The organism is Maricaulis sp. (genome assembly GCF_017643475.1).
Lineage (GTDB): Bacteria > Pseudomonadota > Alphaproteobacteria > Caulobacterales > Maricaulaceae > Maricaulis.
On the sequence record NZ_JAEPNI010000007.1, the window covers coordinates 1 to 16,247 of the forward strand.

General features: G+C 59.0%; 12 protein-coding genes, 1 tRNA gene and 1 pseudogene. All 14 read right to left on the reverse strand.

Annotated elements, in window-relative coordinates:
* Window positions 1-339: GTP-binding protein (locus JJ889_RS15675; protein ID WP_291893194.1), on the reverse strand; the 339-nt coding region annotated here is incomplete at its 3' end.
* Window positions 340-390: 51 nt separating this feature from the next.
* Window positions 391-2,466 carry an elongation factor G gene (gene fusA, locus JJ889_RS15680; RefSeq protein ID WP_291896798.1) on the reverse strand — a complete coding sequence of 692 codons (2,076 nt, stop codon included), beginning with the start codon at window positions 2,464-2,466 and terminating at the stop codon, window positions 391-393.
* Window positions 2,467-2,496: 30 nt separating this feature from the next.
* A complete protein-coding gene (gene rpsG / locus JJ889_RS15685; protein ID WP_291896801.1) occupies window positions 2,497-2,967 on the reverse strand; it encodes a 30S ribosomal protein S7 in 471 nt (156 codons plus the stop codon).
* 11 nt (window positions 2,968-2,978) lie between these two features.
* Window positions 2,979-3,350 (reverse strand): 30S ribosomal protein S12, encoded by a 372-nt coding sequence (rpsL, locus tag JJ889_RS15690; protein ID WP_291896803.1) that lies wholly within the window; start codon window positions 3,348-3,350, stop codon window positions 2,979-2,981.
* A gap of 318 nt (window positions 3,351-3,668) precedes the next feature.
* On the reverse strand, window positions 3,669-7,889 hold the full coding sequence (rpoC, locus tag JJ889_RS15695; RefSeq protein ID WP_291896806.1) for a DNA-directed RNA polymerase subunit beta': 4,221 nt from the start codon (window positions 7,887-7,889) through the stop codon (window positions 3,669-3,671).
* Between the two features lie 58 nt (window positions 7,890-7,947).
* Window positions 7,948-12,030: a DNA-directed RNA polymerase subunit beta gene (gene rpoB / locus JJ889_RS15700; protein ID WP_291896809.1), complete on the reverse strand. Its 4,083-nt coding sequence runs from the start codon at window positions 12,028-12,030 to the stop codon at window positions 7,948-7,950.
* Between the two features lie 203 nt (window positions 12,031-12,233).
* Entirely contained in the window at window positions 12,234-12,608 is a 375-nt protein-coding gene (rplL, locus tag JJ889_RS15705) for a 50S ribosomal protein L7/L12 (protein WP_291896812.1), read from the reverse strand.
* 53 nt (window positions 12,609-12,661) lie between these two features.
* Window positions 12,662-13,177: a 50S ribosomal protein L10 gene (rplJ, locus tag JJ889_RS15710; protein WP_291896815.1), complete on the reverse strand. Its 516-nt coding sequence runs from the start codon at window positions 13,175-13,177 to the stop codon at window positions 12,662-12,664.
* Window positions 13,178-13,474: 297 nt separating this feature from the next.
* Window positions 13,475-14,173 (reverse strand): 50S ribosomal protein L1, encoded by a 699-nt coding sequence (gene rplA / locus JJ889_RS15715; protein WP_291896817.1) that lies wholly within the window; start codon window positions 14,171-14,173, stop codon window positions 13,475-13,477.
* A 4-nt stretch (window positions 14,174-14,177) separates the two neighbouring features.
* A complete protein-coding gene (gene rplK / locus JJ889_RS15720; protein WP_291896820.1) occupies window positions 14,178-14,606 on the reverse strand; it encodes a 50S ribosomal protein L11 in 429 nt (142 codons plus the stop codon).
* Window positions 14,607-14,704: 98 nt separating this feature from the next.
* Window positions 14,705-15,238: a transcription termination/antitermination protein NusG gene (gene nusG / locus JJ889_RS15725; protein WP_291896822.1), complete on the reverse strand. Its 534-nt coding sequence runs from the start codon at window positions 15,236-15,238 to the stop codon at window positions 14,705-14,707.
* Between the two features lie 11 nt (window positions 15,239-15,249).
* Window positions 15,250-15,471, reverse strand: coding sequence for a preprotein translocase subunit SecE (gene secE, locus JJ889_RS15730; protein ID WP_291896825.1), 222 nt, complete (start codon window positions 15,469-15,471; stop codon window positions 15,250-15,252).
* A gap of 86 nt (window positions 15,472-15,557) precedes the next feature.
* Window positions 15,558-15,633: transfer RNA gene (locus tag JJ889_RS15735), tRNA-Trp, on the reverse strand.
* Window positions 15,634-15,841: 208 nt separating this feature from the next.
* A pseudogene (tuf, locus tag JJ889_RS15740) lies at window positions 15,842-16,247 on the reverse strand (elongation factor Tu); the annotation flags it as partial.

Consider the following 16,247-nt stretch of genomic DNA (forward strand, 5'->3'; position numbering starts at 1 on the left):
CATCGGGCCGTCAGCAGCGTTAACAACCAGGATAGCGCCGTCCATCTGGGCAGCACCGGTGATCATGTTCTTCACGTAGTCGGCGTGGCCCGGGCAATCAACGTGAGCGTAGTGACGGTTTTCCGTCTCGTACTCAACGTGCGCCGTGGAAATCGTGATACCACGTGCCTTCTCTTCCGGCGCGCTGTCGATCTCGTCATAGCCCTTGGCTTCACCACCGGAAGCCTCAGCCAGAACCATCGTGATAGCAGCCGTCAGCGTGGTCTTGCCGTGGTCAACATGACCAATCGTACCAATGTTCGCGTGCGGCTTCGTGCGCTCAAACTTTTCTTTAGCCATCGATCTCTCTCCGAAATCTCAATCTGCGTTGTTTCCGTTCGAAGAAGCCGCTTATGCGGACTTCTCGATGATTTCCTGTTCAACCGCTTTCGGCACAGCCTCATAGTGGTCGAACTGCATGGTGAACTGGGCGCGACCCTGAGTGGCCGAGCGCAGGTTGTTCACGTAGCCAAACATGTTGGCGAGCGGGACCATTGCGTTAACAACCGTAGCGTTGCCACGCATCTCCTGGCCCGCGATCTGGCCGCGGCGGGAGTTCAGGTCACCGATAACACCACCGGTGTACTCGTCCGGCGTCACGACCTCGACCTTCATGATCGGCTCGAGAAGCTTCGGAGCACATTCGTGCTTTGCTTCGCGGAACGCTGCACGGGCAGCGATCTCGAAAGCGAGCACGGAGGAGTCAACATCGTGGTAGGCACCGTCAACGAGCGTCGCCTTGACGTCGATGACCGGGAAGCCTGCGAGCAGACCGTTGTCCATGACAGACTTGAGGCCCTTCTCGACACCCGGGATGTATTCTTTCGGCACGTTACCGCCGACGATCTTGGATTCGAACTCGAAACCGGCACCGGCTTCATTCGGCTCGAACTCGATCTTGACGCGCGCGAACTGACCGGAACCACCGGACTGTTTCTTGTGCGTGTAATCGACAAGACCAGCCTGGCTGAGGCTCTCGCGGTAGGCCACCTGCGGCGCACCAATGTTCGCTTCAACGTTGAATTCACGCTTCATGCGATCAACCAGGATGTCGAGGTGAAGCTCGCCCATTCCTGCGATGATCGTCTGACCGGACTCTTCGTCGGACTTCGTGCGGAAGGACGGGTCCTCGGCAGCCAGACGCTGCAGGGCGATACCCAGCTTCTCCTGGTCGGCTTTCGACTTCGGCTCGATGGCCAGTTCGATAACCGGATCCGGGAATTCCATGCGCTCGAGGATAACCGGTTTGAGGGAGTCAGACAGGGTGTCACCCGTCGTGGTGTCCTTCAGGCCTGCAATCGCGACGATGTCGCCGGCATAACATTCCTTGATGTCTTCACGGGAGTTGGAGTGCATCAGCAGCATACGACCGATACGCTCTTTCTTGTCCTTGACCGTGTTGAGCAGGGACGTACCCGTTTCCAGGTGACCGGAATACATGCGCGCGAACGTCAGGGAACCGACAAACGGGTCGTTCATGATCTTGAACGCCAGCAGCGAGGTAGGCTCGTCATCGGAAGCCGGACGCGTGGTCTCTTCTTCCGTCTTGACGTCGATGCCCTTGATGGCCGGAATCTCGACCGGGCTCGGCAGGAAGTCGACAACTGCGTCGAGCAGCGGCTGGACACCCTTGTTCTTGAACGCCGTACCACACAGGATCGGAACGAAGGACAGGTTGATCGTACCCTGGCGGATGAGAGCCTTCAGCTTGTCTTCGGACGGCTCTTCCCCCTCCAGATAAGCTTCCATGGCCGCTTCGTCCTGCTCGACAGCGGTCTCGACCAGCTGTTCGCGGTACTCAGCAGCCTTGTCGGCAAGCTCAGCGCGGATTTCGCGCTCTTCCCAGGTCGCACCCAGGTTTTCACCTTGCCAGACGAGCTCTTTCATCTTGATCAGGTCGATCAGACCTTCAAACTCGGACTCGGAACCGATGGGCAGCTGGACCGGAAGCGGGGTGGAACCCAGGCGATCCGTGACCATGCCGACGCAGTTGTAGAAGTCAGCGCCGAGCTTATCCATCTTGTTGACGAAGATCATGCGCGGAACTTCGTACTTGTCCGCCTGACGCCAGACCGTCTCGGTCTGCGGCTCAACACCGGCATTGGCGTCGAGACAGCAAACAGCACCGTCGAGGACACGCAGGGAGCGCTCAACCTCAATGGTGAAGTCCACGTGGCCCGGGGTGTCGATGATGTTCAGACGCTTGCCGTTCCAGAAACAGGTCGTTGCAGCAGAGGTAATCGTGATGCCACGCTCCTGCTCCTGCTCCATCCAGTCCATGGTGGCTGCACCATCGTGCACTTCACCGATCTTGTGGGACTTACCGGTGTAGTAGAGGATCCGTTCGGTGGTCGTCGTCTTGCCAGCATCGATGTGCGCCATGATGCCGAAGTTACGATAATCCTCAATCTTATATTCGCGGGCCATTGTCAGGGTCCTTGATACGAGCTTGGTCGTTTACCAGCGATAGTGAGCAAAGGCGCGGTTCGCCTCTGCCATACGGTGCGTGTCTTCGCGCTTCTTGACGGCCGTGCCACGGTTGGCAGCAGCATCCATCAATTCGCCAGCGAGACGCTCACGCATCGTGTTCTCATTGCGACCACGGGCAGCAGCCGTGAGCCAGCGAATGGCCAGGGCTTTCTTGCGGTCTTGGCGCACCTCAACCGGAACCTGGTAGGTCGCACCACCAACACGGCGGGAGCGAACCTCGACTTCCGGAGAAACATTGCCGAGGGCATCATGGAAAACGCTGACAGGCTCGCGCTTGAGCTTGCCTTCAACGATGTCCAGCGCACCGTAAACGATACGCTCTGCAACGGACTTCTTACCGTCCAGCATGATGTAGTTCATGAATTTCGTGAGATCGCGGTCACCGAACTTCGGGTCCGGGTGGATCTCACGTTTCTCTGCGCGATGGCGACGTGACATTTCCGTCTCCCTTACTTCGGACGCTTGGCGCCGTACTTCGAACGACGCTGCTTACGATCTTTAACACCCTGGGTGTCGAGCACGCCGCGAAGGATGTGATAGCGAACACCCGGAAGGTCCTTCACACGACCGCCGCGGATCAGCACGACAGAGTGTTCCTGAAGGTTGTGACCCTCACCCGGGATGTAGCTAACGACTTCGTGGCCGTTGGTCAGGCGTACTTTCGCGACCTTCCGGAGAGCCGAGTTCGGCTTTTTCGGCGTCGTCGTGTATACGCGCGTGCAAACACCGCGGCGCTGCGGGCAGGCCTCAAGGGCCGGCACTTTGTTGCGCTTCGGCTTGTCTTTTCGCGGCTTGCGAATGAGCTGGTTGATTGTCGGCATCCCGCTCTAATCCGTTTCTATCTCAATAGCGACACCCATCAGCGCGGCAAGGCACTGCTGGGTGCAAGTAACGGCCCCGCCGTTCGAGCGTAATGCCCGCGCGTCGGAACCAAGGGTTTTTCCGTTACGGTGAGCGTCGTTTAATCCAATGGATTACGGCCCGCCCTTAAAACGAGCGCGGAAACTACGCACGCGACTCGCATCCGTCAAGCACCGCTACAGACTTTTTCTCCAGCCCCTATGGTTAAGCGGTGCACACACAAAAAAAGGCCGCCAGATAACTGGCGGCCTTTCCTTGTCTATCAGGCGATTAGCGCCTTATTCCGGGCTCGCTTCAGAGGCTGCTTCAGCAGCGGCAGCTTCTGCGATTTCCGCCGGAAGCCCCTCTTCCTCGATCGCCTGCTCGCGCTCTGCGAGCATTACGTCGTCACGATCATCTGCAAGTTTCTGGTACTGACGCATCATGGCACCCGTACCGGCAGGAATCAGTCGTCCGACGATGACGTTCTCTTTCAGGCCTTCCAGCGTGTCTTCCTTACCCTGGACAGAGGCCTCGGTAAGAACGCGCGTGGTTTCCTGGAAGGACGCCGCGGAGATGAAGGAACGCGTCTGCAGCGAAGCCTTGGTGATACCCAGCAGAACCGGGTCGCCAGCGGCCATACGCTTGCCTTCGGCTTCCAGACGCTCATTGGCTTCGATGTACTCGATCTTGTCGACCTGCTCACCGGCAAGGAAGGTACTCTCGCCCGGATCACGGATTTCGACCTTCTGCAACATCTGACGAACAATCGTCTCGATGTGCTTGTCGTTGATCGGAACACCCTGCAGTCGGTAAACTTCCTGGATCTCGTCGATCAGGTAATTCGCCAGTGCCGGAACGCCCAGGATCGCCAGGATGTCGTGCGGCGCCGGGTGACCGTCAAGCAGGTATTCGCCCTTCTGGATGATGTCGTTTTCCTGAACCGTCAGGTGCTTGCCCTTCGGAACCAGGTATTCGACACGACCCTCTTCCGGATTCTCCTCCGGAACGATGGCGATGCGACGCTTGTTCTTGTAGTCGCGACCAAACTCGACACGGCCGGTGATCTCGGCGATCACAGCGTGGTCCTTCGGACGGCGGGCTTCGAACAGTTCGGCAACACGCGGCAGACCACCGGTGATGTCACGCGTCTTGGCACCTTCCGTCGGGATACGTGCAATCACGTCACCCGGGCGGATCTCGTCGCCATCGCTGACGGAAAGAATGGCGCCAACGGCCAGCATATAGCTCGCGGTAGAACCGGACGACAGCGTGATCGGCTCACCATTCTCGTCCTGGATAACCAGGGCCGGCTGAATGGAGGACGACTTGGTGCCGGAACGCCAGTCGATGATCACCTTGGAGGCGATACCGGTGGCTTCGTCCGTTTCCTCTTTCACGGAAACGCCGTCGGTGATGTCGACAAAGCGAACCTTGCCGCCAACTTCCGAAACGATCGGAGCGGTATACGGGTCCCACTCGGCGAGGCGCTGACCGCGCTCTGCCTTGTCGCCCTCTTTCACGCGCAGCTTGGTACCATAACCCAGCTTGTGCGCTTCACGCTCCTTGCCCTCGCCGTCAACGACACAGACCTGCATGTTACGGCTCATGACGATCAGATCGCCATCAGCATTGGTCACGGTCGACGGGTTGGTGAAGGCGATCTTACCCTCATTGGTGGCTTCCACGAAGGATTGCTCGGAGACCTGCGCCGTACCACCGATGTGGAAGGTACGCATGGTCAGCTGGGTGCCCGGCTCACCAATGGACTGCGCTGCGATGACACCGACGGCCTCACCGATATTGACGCGCGTACCACGCGCCAGATCACGACCGTAACAGGTCGCACAGACACCGACGCGGGTTTCACAGGTCAGCGGCGAACGCGCGCGGACGCTGATCACGCCAGCCGCTTCGATTTCCGCAGCCAGGTCCTCGTCGACATAGGAGTCGGCACCACAAATAGTCTCGCCCGTCGCCGGGTTCTTGACCTCTTCTGCGGTGGTCCGGCCCAGCAGGCGCTGTTCCAGGGAGACGATGACTTCACCACCATCCACAACGGCATCGATCTCGATGGACTCGGACGTGCCGCAATCCTCTTCGGTGATGATGCAGTCCTGGGCCACGTCGACGAGACGACGTGTCAGGTAACCGGAGTTCGCGGTCTTCAGGGCGGTATCCGCCAGACCCTTACGCGCACCGTGGGTGGAGTTGAAGTATTCGAGGACGGTCAGGCCTTCCTTGAAGTTCGAGACAATCGGCGTCTCGATGATCTCGCCAGACGGCTTGGCCATCAGGCCACGCATACCTGCCAGCTGCTTCATCTGGTTCTTGGAACCACGAGCGCCGGAGTGAGCCATCATGTAGACCGAGTTGACCTCGGAGATACGGCCGTCTTCACCGACCGTCGTCTTCGCGATCTCGTCCATCATGGCGTCAGCGACATTGTCCGTACACTTCGCCCAGGCGTCGACCACCTTGTTGTACTTCTCACCCTTGGTGATCAGACCATCAACATATTGTTGCTCGTATTCGGAAACGAGCTGGCGGGTTTCACCCACCAGGTCCGCCTTGGCGTCCGGAATGAGCATGTCATCCTTGCCGAAGGAAATGCCGGCCTTGGCAGCTTCCTTGAAGCCCAGCCCCATGATCTGGTCACAGAAGATGACCGTCGCCTTCTGGCCGCAGTGACGATAGACATTGTCGATCAGCGCACCGATCGCCTTCTTCGTCAGCAGCTCACCAACCATTTCCGGCTGGATCTTCTCGTGACGCGGCAGGAGATCGATGATCATCTTGCGACCCGGTGTCGTCTCGATGACCTTGGTGACCTGGTTGCCTTCGGAATCGATGCCTTCCCAGCGAGCCTTGACCTTGGCGTGCAGGGTCACAGCGTCGGTTTCCAGGGCGGCTTCCATTTCCGCACGGCTGCCAAAGGCCATGCCCTCGCCCGGCTCGTTCTCTTTCTCGATGGAAAGATAGTAGAGGCCCAGAACGATATCCTGGGACGGGACGATGATCGGCTTGCCGTTGGCCGGGGACAGGATGTTGTTCGTCGACATCATCAGCGTCCGCGCTTCCAGCTGGGCTTCCAGCGAGAGCGGGACGTGAACAGCCATCTGGTCACCGTCAAAGTCAGCGTTGAACGCTGCACAGACGAGCGGGTGAAGCTGGATGGCCTTGCCTTCGATCAGTTTCGGCTCGAATGCCTGGATGCCAAGACGGTGCAGTGTCGGCGCACGGTTCAGCATGACCGGGTGTTCGCGGATGACCTCGTCGAGCACATCCCAGACTTCCGGACGCTCTTTCTCGACCAGTTTCTTGGACTGTTTGACGGTGCCGGACAGGCCCTTTGCGTCAAGTCGAGCATAAATGAACGGCTTGAACAGCTCGAGCGCCATCTTCTTCGGCAGGCCGCACTCGTGCAGCTTGAGATCCGGACCAACCACGATGACCGAACGGCCGGAATAGTCGACGCGCTTGCCGAGCAGGTTCTGACGGAAACGACCCTGCTTGCCCTTGAGCATGTCGGAGAGCGACTTCAGCGGGCGCTTGTTGGCACCGGTGATGACGCGGCCGCGACGGCCATTGTCGAACAGGGCGTCGACGGATTCCTGGAGCATCCGCTTCTCGTTGCGGATGATGATATCCGGCGCGCGCAGCTCGATGAGGCGCTTGAGGCGGTTGTTACGGTTGATCACACGACGATAGAGATCATTGAGGTCAGACGTCGCGAAACGGCCGCCATCCAGCGGAACCAGCGGGCGCAGTTCCGGCGGAATGACCGGGATGACCGTCAGGATCATCCATTCCGGCTTGTTGCCGGAAGAGATGAAGTTCTCGAGCAGCTTGAGACGCTTGGCGTACTTCTTCAGCTTCAGCTCGGAACCGGTTTCCTTCATGTCTTCACGGATCTTGGCGCACTCGGCTTCCATATCCATGTTGATCAGGATTTCGCGGACAGCTTCAGCACCAATGCCGGCGGTGAAGGCGTCTTCGCCATACTCGTCCTGCGCGTCCATGTATTCTTCTTCGGAAAGAAGCTGGAACGGCTGCAGCGGGGTCAGGCCCGGCTCGATGACAACATAGTTCTCGAAGTAGAGAACACGTTCGACGTCCTTGAGCGCCATGTCGAGGATCATGGCGATCCGCGACGGCAGGGATTTCAGGAACCAGATGTGAGCAACCGGCGCGGCCAGCTCGATGTGGCCCATGCGCTCGCGACGAACGCGCGCGAGGGTCACTTCAACGCCGCACTTCTCGCAAACGATGCCCTTGTACTTGATACGCTTGTACTTACCGCACAGACATTCGTAGTCCTTCACAGGACCGAAGATGCGGGCACAGAACAGACCATCACGTTCCGGCTTGAACGTCCGGTAGTTGATGGTTTCCGGCTTCTTCACTTCACCGAAGGACCAGGAGAGGATTTTCTCCGGGCTGGCGAGTGCGATGCGGATCCGGTCGAAAGACGGGCCTTCGGCAGCCGGATTAAAGATGTTCATGACGTCGTTGTTCATGTCATCACTCCCATAAGGGGTTTGCGGGACGGCGAACCGCCCCGCGAAATTGATTGCCTTAGCCGTTCTTCAGTTCGACGTTGAGGCCGAGCGAACGCATTTCCTTGACGAGAACGTTGAAGCTCTCCGGAACACCGGCTTCGAAGGTATCGTCGCCACGGACGATTGCCTCGTAGACCTTGGTCCGGCCAGCCACGTCGTCCGATTTCACCGTCAGCATTTCCTGCAGCGTGTACGCCGCACCGTATGCCTCGAGTGCCCAGACCTCCATCTCACCAAAGCGCTGGCCACCGAACTGTGCCTTACCGCCCAGCGGCTGCTGGGTGACGAGGGAGTACGGTCCAATCGAGCGAGCGTGGATCTTGTCGTCCACCAGGTGGTGCAGCTTGAGCAGGTGCTTGACGCCGACCGTGACCTTGCGGCGGAACGGCTCACCTGTCTGACCATCATAGAGTGTCGACTGACCGGAACGGTCAAAGCCTGCCAGTTCCAGCATGTCAGCCACGTCCGGCTCACGCGCACCGTCAAAGACCGGCGTTGCGATCGGAACACCGTTTTTCAGGTTCTGGCCCAGCTCGGCCAGTTCCGCTTCGGTATCCGGAAGCTCGGCATCCTCACCATAGGCACGCTTCAGCTCGGTCGTCAGCGTCTGGACATTGCCATCACGCTTGTAGGCCTCGTAGGCCTCGCCGATCTGGGCGCCCAGGCCCTTACAGGCCCAACCCAGGTGGGTCTCCAGGATCTGACCAACATTCATTCGCGAGGGAACGCCCAGCGGGTTCAGAACGATGTCGACAGCTTCACCATTGGCCAGGAACGGCATGTCCTCGATCGGATTGATCTTAGAAATGACACCCTTGTTGCCGTGGCGACCGGCCATCTTGTCACCCGGCTGAAGCTTGCGCTTCACGGCAACAAAGACCTTGACCATCTTCATCACGCCCGGAGGCATTTCATCGCCGCGCTGCAGCTTGTCGACCTTGTCCTCGAAACGACGATCCAGGCGTGCCTTGGAGTCTTCGTACTGCTTCTGCAGTGCTTCGACCTGGCCCATGGCCTTCTCGTCGTCCAGACCGATGCGCCACCACTGGCTGCGCGGGGTCTCGTCGAGGGCGTCAACAGTGACCTCACCCTTGGCAAAGCCGCGCGGTCCGGAGACAGCCGTCTTGCCCAGCAGCAGATCGCCGAGACGCTGGTAGATATTGCGTTCCAGGATGACCAGCTCGTCATCACGGTCCTTGCCGAGGCGTTCGATTTCCTCACGCTCGATCGAGATCGCGCGCTCGTCCTTGTCGACGCCATGGCGGTTGAAGACACGCACCTCGACGACCGTACCGGTCGCACCGGACGGCATACGCAGGGAGGTGTCACGAACGTCGGACGCCTTCTCGCCGAAAATGGCGCGCAGAAGCTTTTCTTCCGGCGTCATCGGGCTTTCACCCTTTGGCGTCACCTTGCCGACCAGGATATCGCCAGCAGCAACTTCGGCGCCGACGGCAACAATGCCGGCCTCGTCGAGATTGCGCAGGGCTTCCTCACCGACATTCGGAATGTCGCGGGTGATTTCTTCCGGGCCCAGCTTGGTGTCACGCGCTGCGATCTCGAATTCCTCGAGGTGGATCGAGGTAAACACATCGTCGCGCACGATACGCTCGGAGATGAGGATGGAGTCCTCGAAATTGTAGCCGTTCCAGGGCATGAAGGCGACGACCACGTTACGGCCGAGCGCCAGATCACCCAGATCCGTGGACGGGCCATCAGCAATGATGTCACCACCACGCACCGCATCACCCACACGTACGATCGGACGCTGGTTGATACAGGTGGACTGGTTGGAACGCTGGAATTTCGACAGGCGGTAGATGTCGACGCCGGACTGGGCCGCTTCGAGATCTTCCGTGGCGCGGATAACAATACGCGTCGCGTCGACCTGCTCGACCACACCGGCACGCTTGGCCGCAATGGCCGCACCGGAGTCGCGGGCAACAACAGCTTCCATGCCGGTACCGACGAGAGGCGCTTCCGCCTTCACCAGCGGCACGGCCTGGCGTTGCATGTTCGATCCCATCAGAGCGCGGTTGGCGTCATCGTTCTCGAGGAACGGGATCAGCGCCGCAGCAACGGAGACGACCTGTTTCGGCGAGACGTCGATGAAATCGACTTCATCGCGCGAGGTCAGGGTCACATCACGGACCGGACCGACACGACAGTTGACGAACTCATTGTCCAGACCGCCATCGGTATTCACGTGGGCGTTGGCCTGGGCGATGGAATAACGCGCTTCCTGCATGGCGGAGAGATACTGGATATCTTCCGTCAGCTTGCCGTCCTCGACCTTGCGGTACGGGCTTTCAATGAAGCCGTATTTGTTCACACGGGCGAAGGTGGACAGGGAGTTGATCAGACCGATGTTGGGGCCTTCCGGCGTTTCAATCGGACAGATACGACCATAGTGCGTCGGATGTACGTCGCGGACCTCGAAGCCTGCACGCTCACGCGTCAGACCACCCGGCCCAAGCGCGGACAGGCGGCGCTTGTGGGTGACTTCCGACAGCGGGTTCGTCTGGTCCATGAACTGCGACAGCTGCGAGGAGCCGAAGAATTCGCGGACGGCAGCCGCAGCCGGCTTGGCGTTGACCAGGTCGTGCGGCATGACGGTCTCGATATCAACCGAGCTCATGCGCTCCTTGATCGCACGTTCCATGCGCAGAAGACCGATGCGGTACTGGTTTTCCATCAGTTCGCCAACGGAACGAACACGACGGTTGCCCAGATTATCGATGTCATCGATATCACCACGGCCGTCACGCAGGTCGACCAGCGTCTTCAGGACAGACAGGATGTCATCCTTGCGCAGGGTGCGCATGTCATCCGGAGCGTCCAGGTCGAGACGCATGTTCATCTTCACACGGCCAACAGCAGAGAGGTCATAACGCTCGCTGTCGAAGAACAGGCCCTGGAACATCGCTTCCGCGGTTTCCGGGGTCGGCGGCTCACCCGGGCGCATGACACGATAGATGTCGACGAGCGCCTGCTCGCGGCTCTCATTCTTGTCCACGGACAGGGTCGTGCGAACATAGGGACCAACACCGGTGGCCGGATCGATATCCAGGATACCGATTTCCTTGGTGCCTGCGTCCTTCAGCTCGACCAACAGCTCTTCGGTGATCTCGTCGCCGGCTTCGGCAAAGATCTCGCCGGTTTCCATGTTGACCATGTCTTCCGACAGGTAGGCACCGATCAGCTGGTCGTCGCCAACCAGCAGGTTGGCCAGGCCTTCATCGGCCAGCTTGTTGGCAGCACGGGCAGACATTTTCTTGCCGGCTTCGGCAACAACATCACCCGTCTTGGCGTCCACCAGGTCGCGCTGCGGTTTCACACCGCGCCAGCGTTCCTTCACGAACGGTACGCTCCAGCCCTTCTTGGTCAGCTTGTATTCAACAGCCGTGTAGAAGGTGGAGAGGATCTCTTCCTTGTCGAGGCCCAGCGCATACAGCAGGGTCGTCGCCGGCAGTTTGCGGCGACGGTCGAGGCGCATGTGGACCACGTCCTTGGCGTCAAACTCGAAGTCGAGCCAGGAACCGCGATACGGGATGATGCGCGCTGCGAACAGGTATTTGCCGGAGGAGTGCGTCTTGCCACGGTCATGGTCGAAGAACACGCCCGGAGAACGGTGCATCTGGGAAACGATGACACGCTCGGTACCGTTGACGATGAAGGTACCCTTGTCCGTCATGAGCGGGATATCGCCCATATAGACGTCCTGCTCCTTGATGTCCTTGACCGAACGGGCGCCGGTTTCTTCGTCCACATCGAAAACGATCAGACGCATCTTCACCTTCAGAGGCGCAGCATAGGTCATGTCCCGCTGCTGACACTCCTCGGTGTCAAATTTCGGAGGCTCGAACTCGTAGGATACGAAGTCGAGAACCGCACGCTCAGCGAAGTCCTTGATCGGGAAAACCGATTTGAAGACAGCCTGCAGACCCGTATCGGTCCGCTCGCTGGAATGCATGTCCTTCATCAGGAAGTGTTCATACGAACTCTTCTGGACTTCGATCAGGTTCGGCATCGCGACCGTTTCCGGAATGCGACCGAAAGATTTGCGAATGCGCTTTTTGCCGGTGAACGACAGACCCATGTCGGCTCCCTTCGCAGATAGCACTGCATAGATGCGGAGAGGATGCTCCGCGCCCCTCGCCCCTAGATCCAGACGGACGCCTGGACCGGTTAAACGAAACGCCCCGGGACGGGTTGGCATTTCGCAGTCATTCCAAGACGGGCTAACGGACGCGCAGGAAATCCCACGCGCCCGCAGCACATCTCAATCACGCCGTAGCGCGATTACTTAAGCTCGACAGAAGCACCTGCAGCTTCGAGCTTAGCTTTGATCTCTTCAGCCTCAGCCTTGGCAGCGCCTTCTTTGACGGCCTTCGGAGCGCCTTCAACCATTTCCTTGGCTTCTTTCAGGCCAAGACCGGTGATTGCGCGGACTTCCTTGATCACGTTGATTTTCTTGTCGCCAGCAGCGGTCAGAACAACGTCAAATTCGTCCTTCTCAGCAGCAGCTTCGCCACCGCCGTCGCCGGCCGGGCCAGCAGCAACTGCAACAGCAGCAGCGGCCTTGATGCCTTTTTCTTCGAGAAGGTCGTTGAGTTCCTTGGCTTCCATGATGGTGAGGGCCAGGAGTTCGTCACAGAGTTTAGCTACATCAGCCATTTCTATAGTTCCTTAAAGTCGTAGTCGTGTCAGTTCGATAGCGGAGAATGACGTTAGGCTTCGGCCTTCTCGCCGATGACCTCGATGGCGCCAGCCAGGCCCTGACCCGGAGCAGCGATACGCTGACCGATCTGGGACGCCTGACCAAGCAGACGTGCGGCAATGGTACCAATGAGTTCTTCGCGAGACGGCATCTTGGAGAGCGCCACGATACCGTTGGCATCGAAGATTTCCTCTTCCATGAAACCACCCAGGATGACGAACTTGTCGTTATCCTTGGCGTAGTCGACAGCTGCCTTCGGCGCTGCAACAAAGTCTTCCGAGTAAGCGATGGCCACCGGACCCTTGAAAAGGTCAGAGGCGCCTTCACCCGGCTTGCCCTTGAGTGCAATCTTCGCGAGGCGGTTGCGAACAACCTTGAACGTGCCACCGAGCTCACGGAGCTTGGCGCGCAGTTCCGTCATTTCCGCAACGGTCATGCCCGAATAATGAGCCATGACCACGGATCCGCTCTCGCCAAAGATGCCATTCAGCTCTTCAACGGAAGCTTCTTTTTGATTGCGATCCATTTGCGGACTCCCTGCAAGGCTCACCCACCATGGGTGAGCCGGTGAAACACCACACTGATGAAACCTGCAGATCTCATCGGTGCGATGGATCCTGTCCCAGGGCTCGAACCAACACGACCTTGGCAACCAAGGTCATATTGATCTCGCTCTGTCTCACACAGGGCCTTCTGTGATTAAGACCGGCCAAGCCGGTCCCCTGTGATCTCGGACAGGTTGGTCTGCCAAGGCGCAAAACGCGCACCCAAACAGGCCGACCAGCCCGGCTGGATATAGCCAGCCGGGCTGAAACTCAATAGCTTAAGCAGAAATTGCGTCAGCCATGTCAATCTTGACGCCCGGGCCCATCGTGGAGCTGAGCGAAATACGCTTTACGTACGCGCCTTTAGCACCCGACGGCTTGGCCTTGACGATCGCGTCAACCAGAGCACGGACATTCTCGGCAATTGCAGCTTCGGTGAAGCTAGCCTTGCCAATACCGGCGTGAACGATTCCCGCCTTCTCGACGCGGAACTCGACAGCACCGCCCTTGGAATCATTGACCGCCTTGGTCACATCCATGGTCACCGTACCTACTTTCGGGTTCGGCATCATGCCGCGCGGGCCAAGCACCTTACCCAGACGGCCGACGATCGGCATCATGTCCGGGGTCGCGATGACCTTGTCGAAATTGATATTGCCAGCCTGGACCTGTTCCATCAGATCCTCGGCGCCAACAACGTCCGCGCCGGCAGCCGTGGCTTCCTCAGCCTTCGGGCCACGAGCGAAGACAGCAACACGAACCGTACGGCCGGTGCCGTTCGGCAGGTTGCACACGCCGCGGACCATTTGGTCAGCGTGGCGCGGGTCAACACCCAGATTCATGGACAGCTCGATGGTTTCATCGAACTTGGCCGTGGCATTGGACTTTACCAGGGCAGACGCCTGGTCGATCGTGTAAACAGCGTCGCGATCTACGGTTTCGCGAGCAGCAGCGGTGCGCTTTCCGAGTTTAGCCATGATCTTACTCCGTCACTTCCAGACCCATGGAACGGGCGGAACCGGCGATGATTTTCGTCGCCTGGTCGAGGTCGTTCGCATTGAGGTCCTTGAATTTCGCTTCAGCGATCTCGCGGCACTGGGCCGTCGTGACCGAACCGGCAACTGCAGAACCAGGGGTTTGGGAACCCTTCTGGACCTTGGCAGCCTTCTTCAGATAGAAGCTCGCCGGCGGCGTCGCGATGACGAAGGTAAAGGATTTGTCGTTGAAGACGGTGATGGTCGTCGGGATCGGCATCCCTTTTTCCATCTCTTGCGTCTTCGCGTTGAACGCCTTGCAGAATTCCATGATGTTCACGCCGCGCTGACCCAGAGCCGGGCCGATCGGCGGGGACGGGTTGGCAGCGCCTGCAGGCACTTGCAGCTTGATATAGCCGTCAATCTTCTTGGCCATGTTCCCACTCCATTAACAAGGCACGCCCATCGCGCCTCTGAGGGTTTGCGGTACGGCCCGGCATGGTCTTGGCGCCGGCACCTCCCGCAGATTTACGCCTAGGCCGTCTTTTCGACCTGGGCGTATTCCAGCTCGACCGGAGTTGCCCGGCCGAAAATATTGATTGCCACTTTCAGGCGGCCATCGATGTCGTCGACTTCCTCGACAACACCGGTGAAGCTCTGGAAGTGACCGTCGATGACATTGACCGTCTCGCCAACTTCGTAGCTGACCGTCGGACGCGGACGCTCGGCGTCCTCTTCCATCTGGCCGAGGATGCGCTTGACTTCATTCTCGGAAACCGGGATCGGCTTTTTACCCGAGCCCAGGAAGCCCGTTACTTTCGGCGTCGACGTGACCAGGTGATAGGCCTGGTCGGTCATATCCATCTTTACCAGGACATAGCCCGGGAAATACTTGCGCTCTGCATTGACCTTGCGGCCCTTGCGAACTTCGACGACCTCTTCGGTCGGAACGAGGACTTCTTCAAACTTGTCCTCAAGCCCCTGGATCGCCGCTTCGGCGCGGATCGCCTCTGCCACCTTCTTCTCGAAGTTGGAATAGGCGTGCACGATGTACCACTTGGCAGCCATACAGCGCCTCCTTAACCGAGCGAGAGCAGGAATTGGATAATCAGCTGGAGCAGGCTGTCCACGCCCCAGAAGAAGAGCATCGCGATAATGGTCAGGATGACGACCATGACCGTAGAGACCCAGGTTTCACCCCAGGTGGTCCAGGTCACCTTGCGCGCTTCCTGACGGACTTGCGCGAGATATTGAAACGGGTTGGCCCGCTTCTTTTTCTGTGCGCTGTCCTCAGCTGCCATCTTCTTATCCTTAGAATTCTGCGCCATTCGCTCTCAGATGGGACCACCGGCCCCGCATTTTAATTATCCGTCGGATTTTCGTCGCCTGGCAGGGGCGGAGGGACTCGAACCCCCGACCCTCGGTTTTGGAGACCGATGCTCTACCAACTGAGCTACACCCCTGTACACAGGCGCGAAAAATTATGACGGCGTCGCCGCCGCCATCTCCGAAGCGCTGCTAACTACACGCAGTCCGACCGTTTGAAAACAGGAAATTGCAATTTCAATCCAGCGAATTTCAGTTGCCCTGTCAGGCCGCTCCGGAAGCAAACGGGGCCTCCGGTAATCCGGAAGCCCCGCAAACAGTTTTCCGTCCGATGACGGAGGTCGATTACTCGACGATCTTGGAGACGACGCCAGCGCCGACCGTGCGGCCACCTTCGCGGATCGCGAAGCGCAGGCCCTGGTCCATGGCGATCGGCGTGATCAGCTCGACGTTCATTTCAACGTTGTCGCCCGGCATAACCATCTCGGTGCCAGCGTTCAGCGTTACAACACCCGTCACGTCCGTCGTACGGAAGTAGAACTGCGGACGGTAGTTGGTGAAGAACGGCGTGTGACGGCCACCCTCTTCCTTCGTCAGGATGTAGGCTTCTGCAACGAACTTCGCGTGCGGCGTGATGGAGCCCGGCTTGGCCAGAACCTGGCCACGCTCAACACCGTCACGGTCGATGCCGCGCAGCAGGATACCGACATTGTCGCCTGCTTCACCGCGATCGAGCAGCTTGCGGAACATC

What these genes read in the sequence shown, in the direction of transcription:
- fusA (WP_291896798.1), bottom strand. Translation starts at nt 2,466, where the DNA reads ATGGCCCGCGAATATAAGATTGAGGATTATCGTAACTTCGGCATCATG.
- rpsG (WP_291896801.1), bottom strand. Translation starts at nt 2,967, where the DNA reads ATGTCACGTCGCCATCGCGCAGAGAAACGTGAGATCCACCCGGACCCG.
- rpsL (WP_291896803.1), bottom strand. Translation starts at nt 3,350, where the DNA reads ATGCCGACAATCAACCAGCTCATTCGCAAGCCGCGAAAAGACAAGCCG.
- rpoC (WP_291896806.1), bottom strand. Translation starts at nt 7,889, where the DNA reads ATGAACAACGACGTCATGAACATCTTTAATCCGGCTGCCGAAGGCCCG.
- rpoB (WP_291896809.1), bottom strand. Translation starts at nt 12,030, where the DNA reads ATGGGTCTGTCGTTCACCGGCAAAAAGCGCATTCGCAAATCTTTCGGT.
- rplL (WP_291896812.1), bottom strand. Translation starts at nt 12,608, where the DNA reads ATGGCTGATGTAGCTAAACTCTGTGACGAACTCCTGGCCCTCACCATC.
- rplJ (WP_291896815.1), bottom strand. Translation starts at nt 13,177, where the DNA reads ATGGATCGCAATCAAAAAGAAGCTTCCGTTGAAGAGCTGAATGGCATC.
- rplA (WP_291896817.1), bottom strand. Translation starts at nt 14,173, where the DNA reads ATGGCTAAACTCGGAAAGCGCACCGCTGCTGCTCGCGAAACCGTAGAT.
- rplK (WP_291896820.1), bottom strand. Translation starts at nt 14,606, where the DNA reads ATGGCCAAGAAGATTGACGGCTATATCAAGCTGCAAGTGCCTGCAGGC.
- nusG (WP_291896822.1), bottom strand. Translation starts at nt 15,238, where the DNA reads ATGGCTGCCAAGTGGTACATCGTGCACGCCTATTCCAACTTCGAGAAG.
- secE (WP_291896825.1), bottom strand. Translation starts at nt 15,471, where the DNA reads ATGGCAGCTGAGGACAGCGCACAGAAAAAGAAGCGGGCCAACCCGTTT.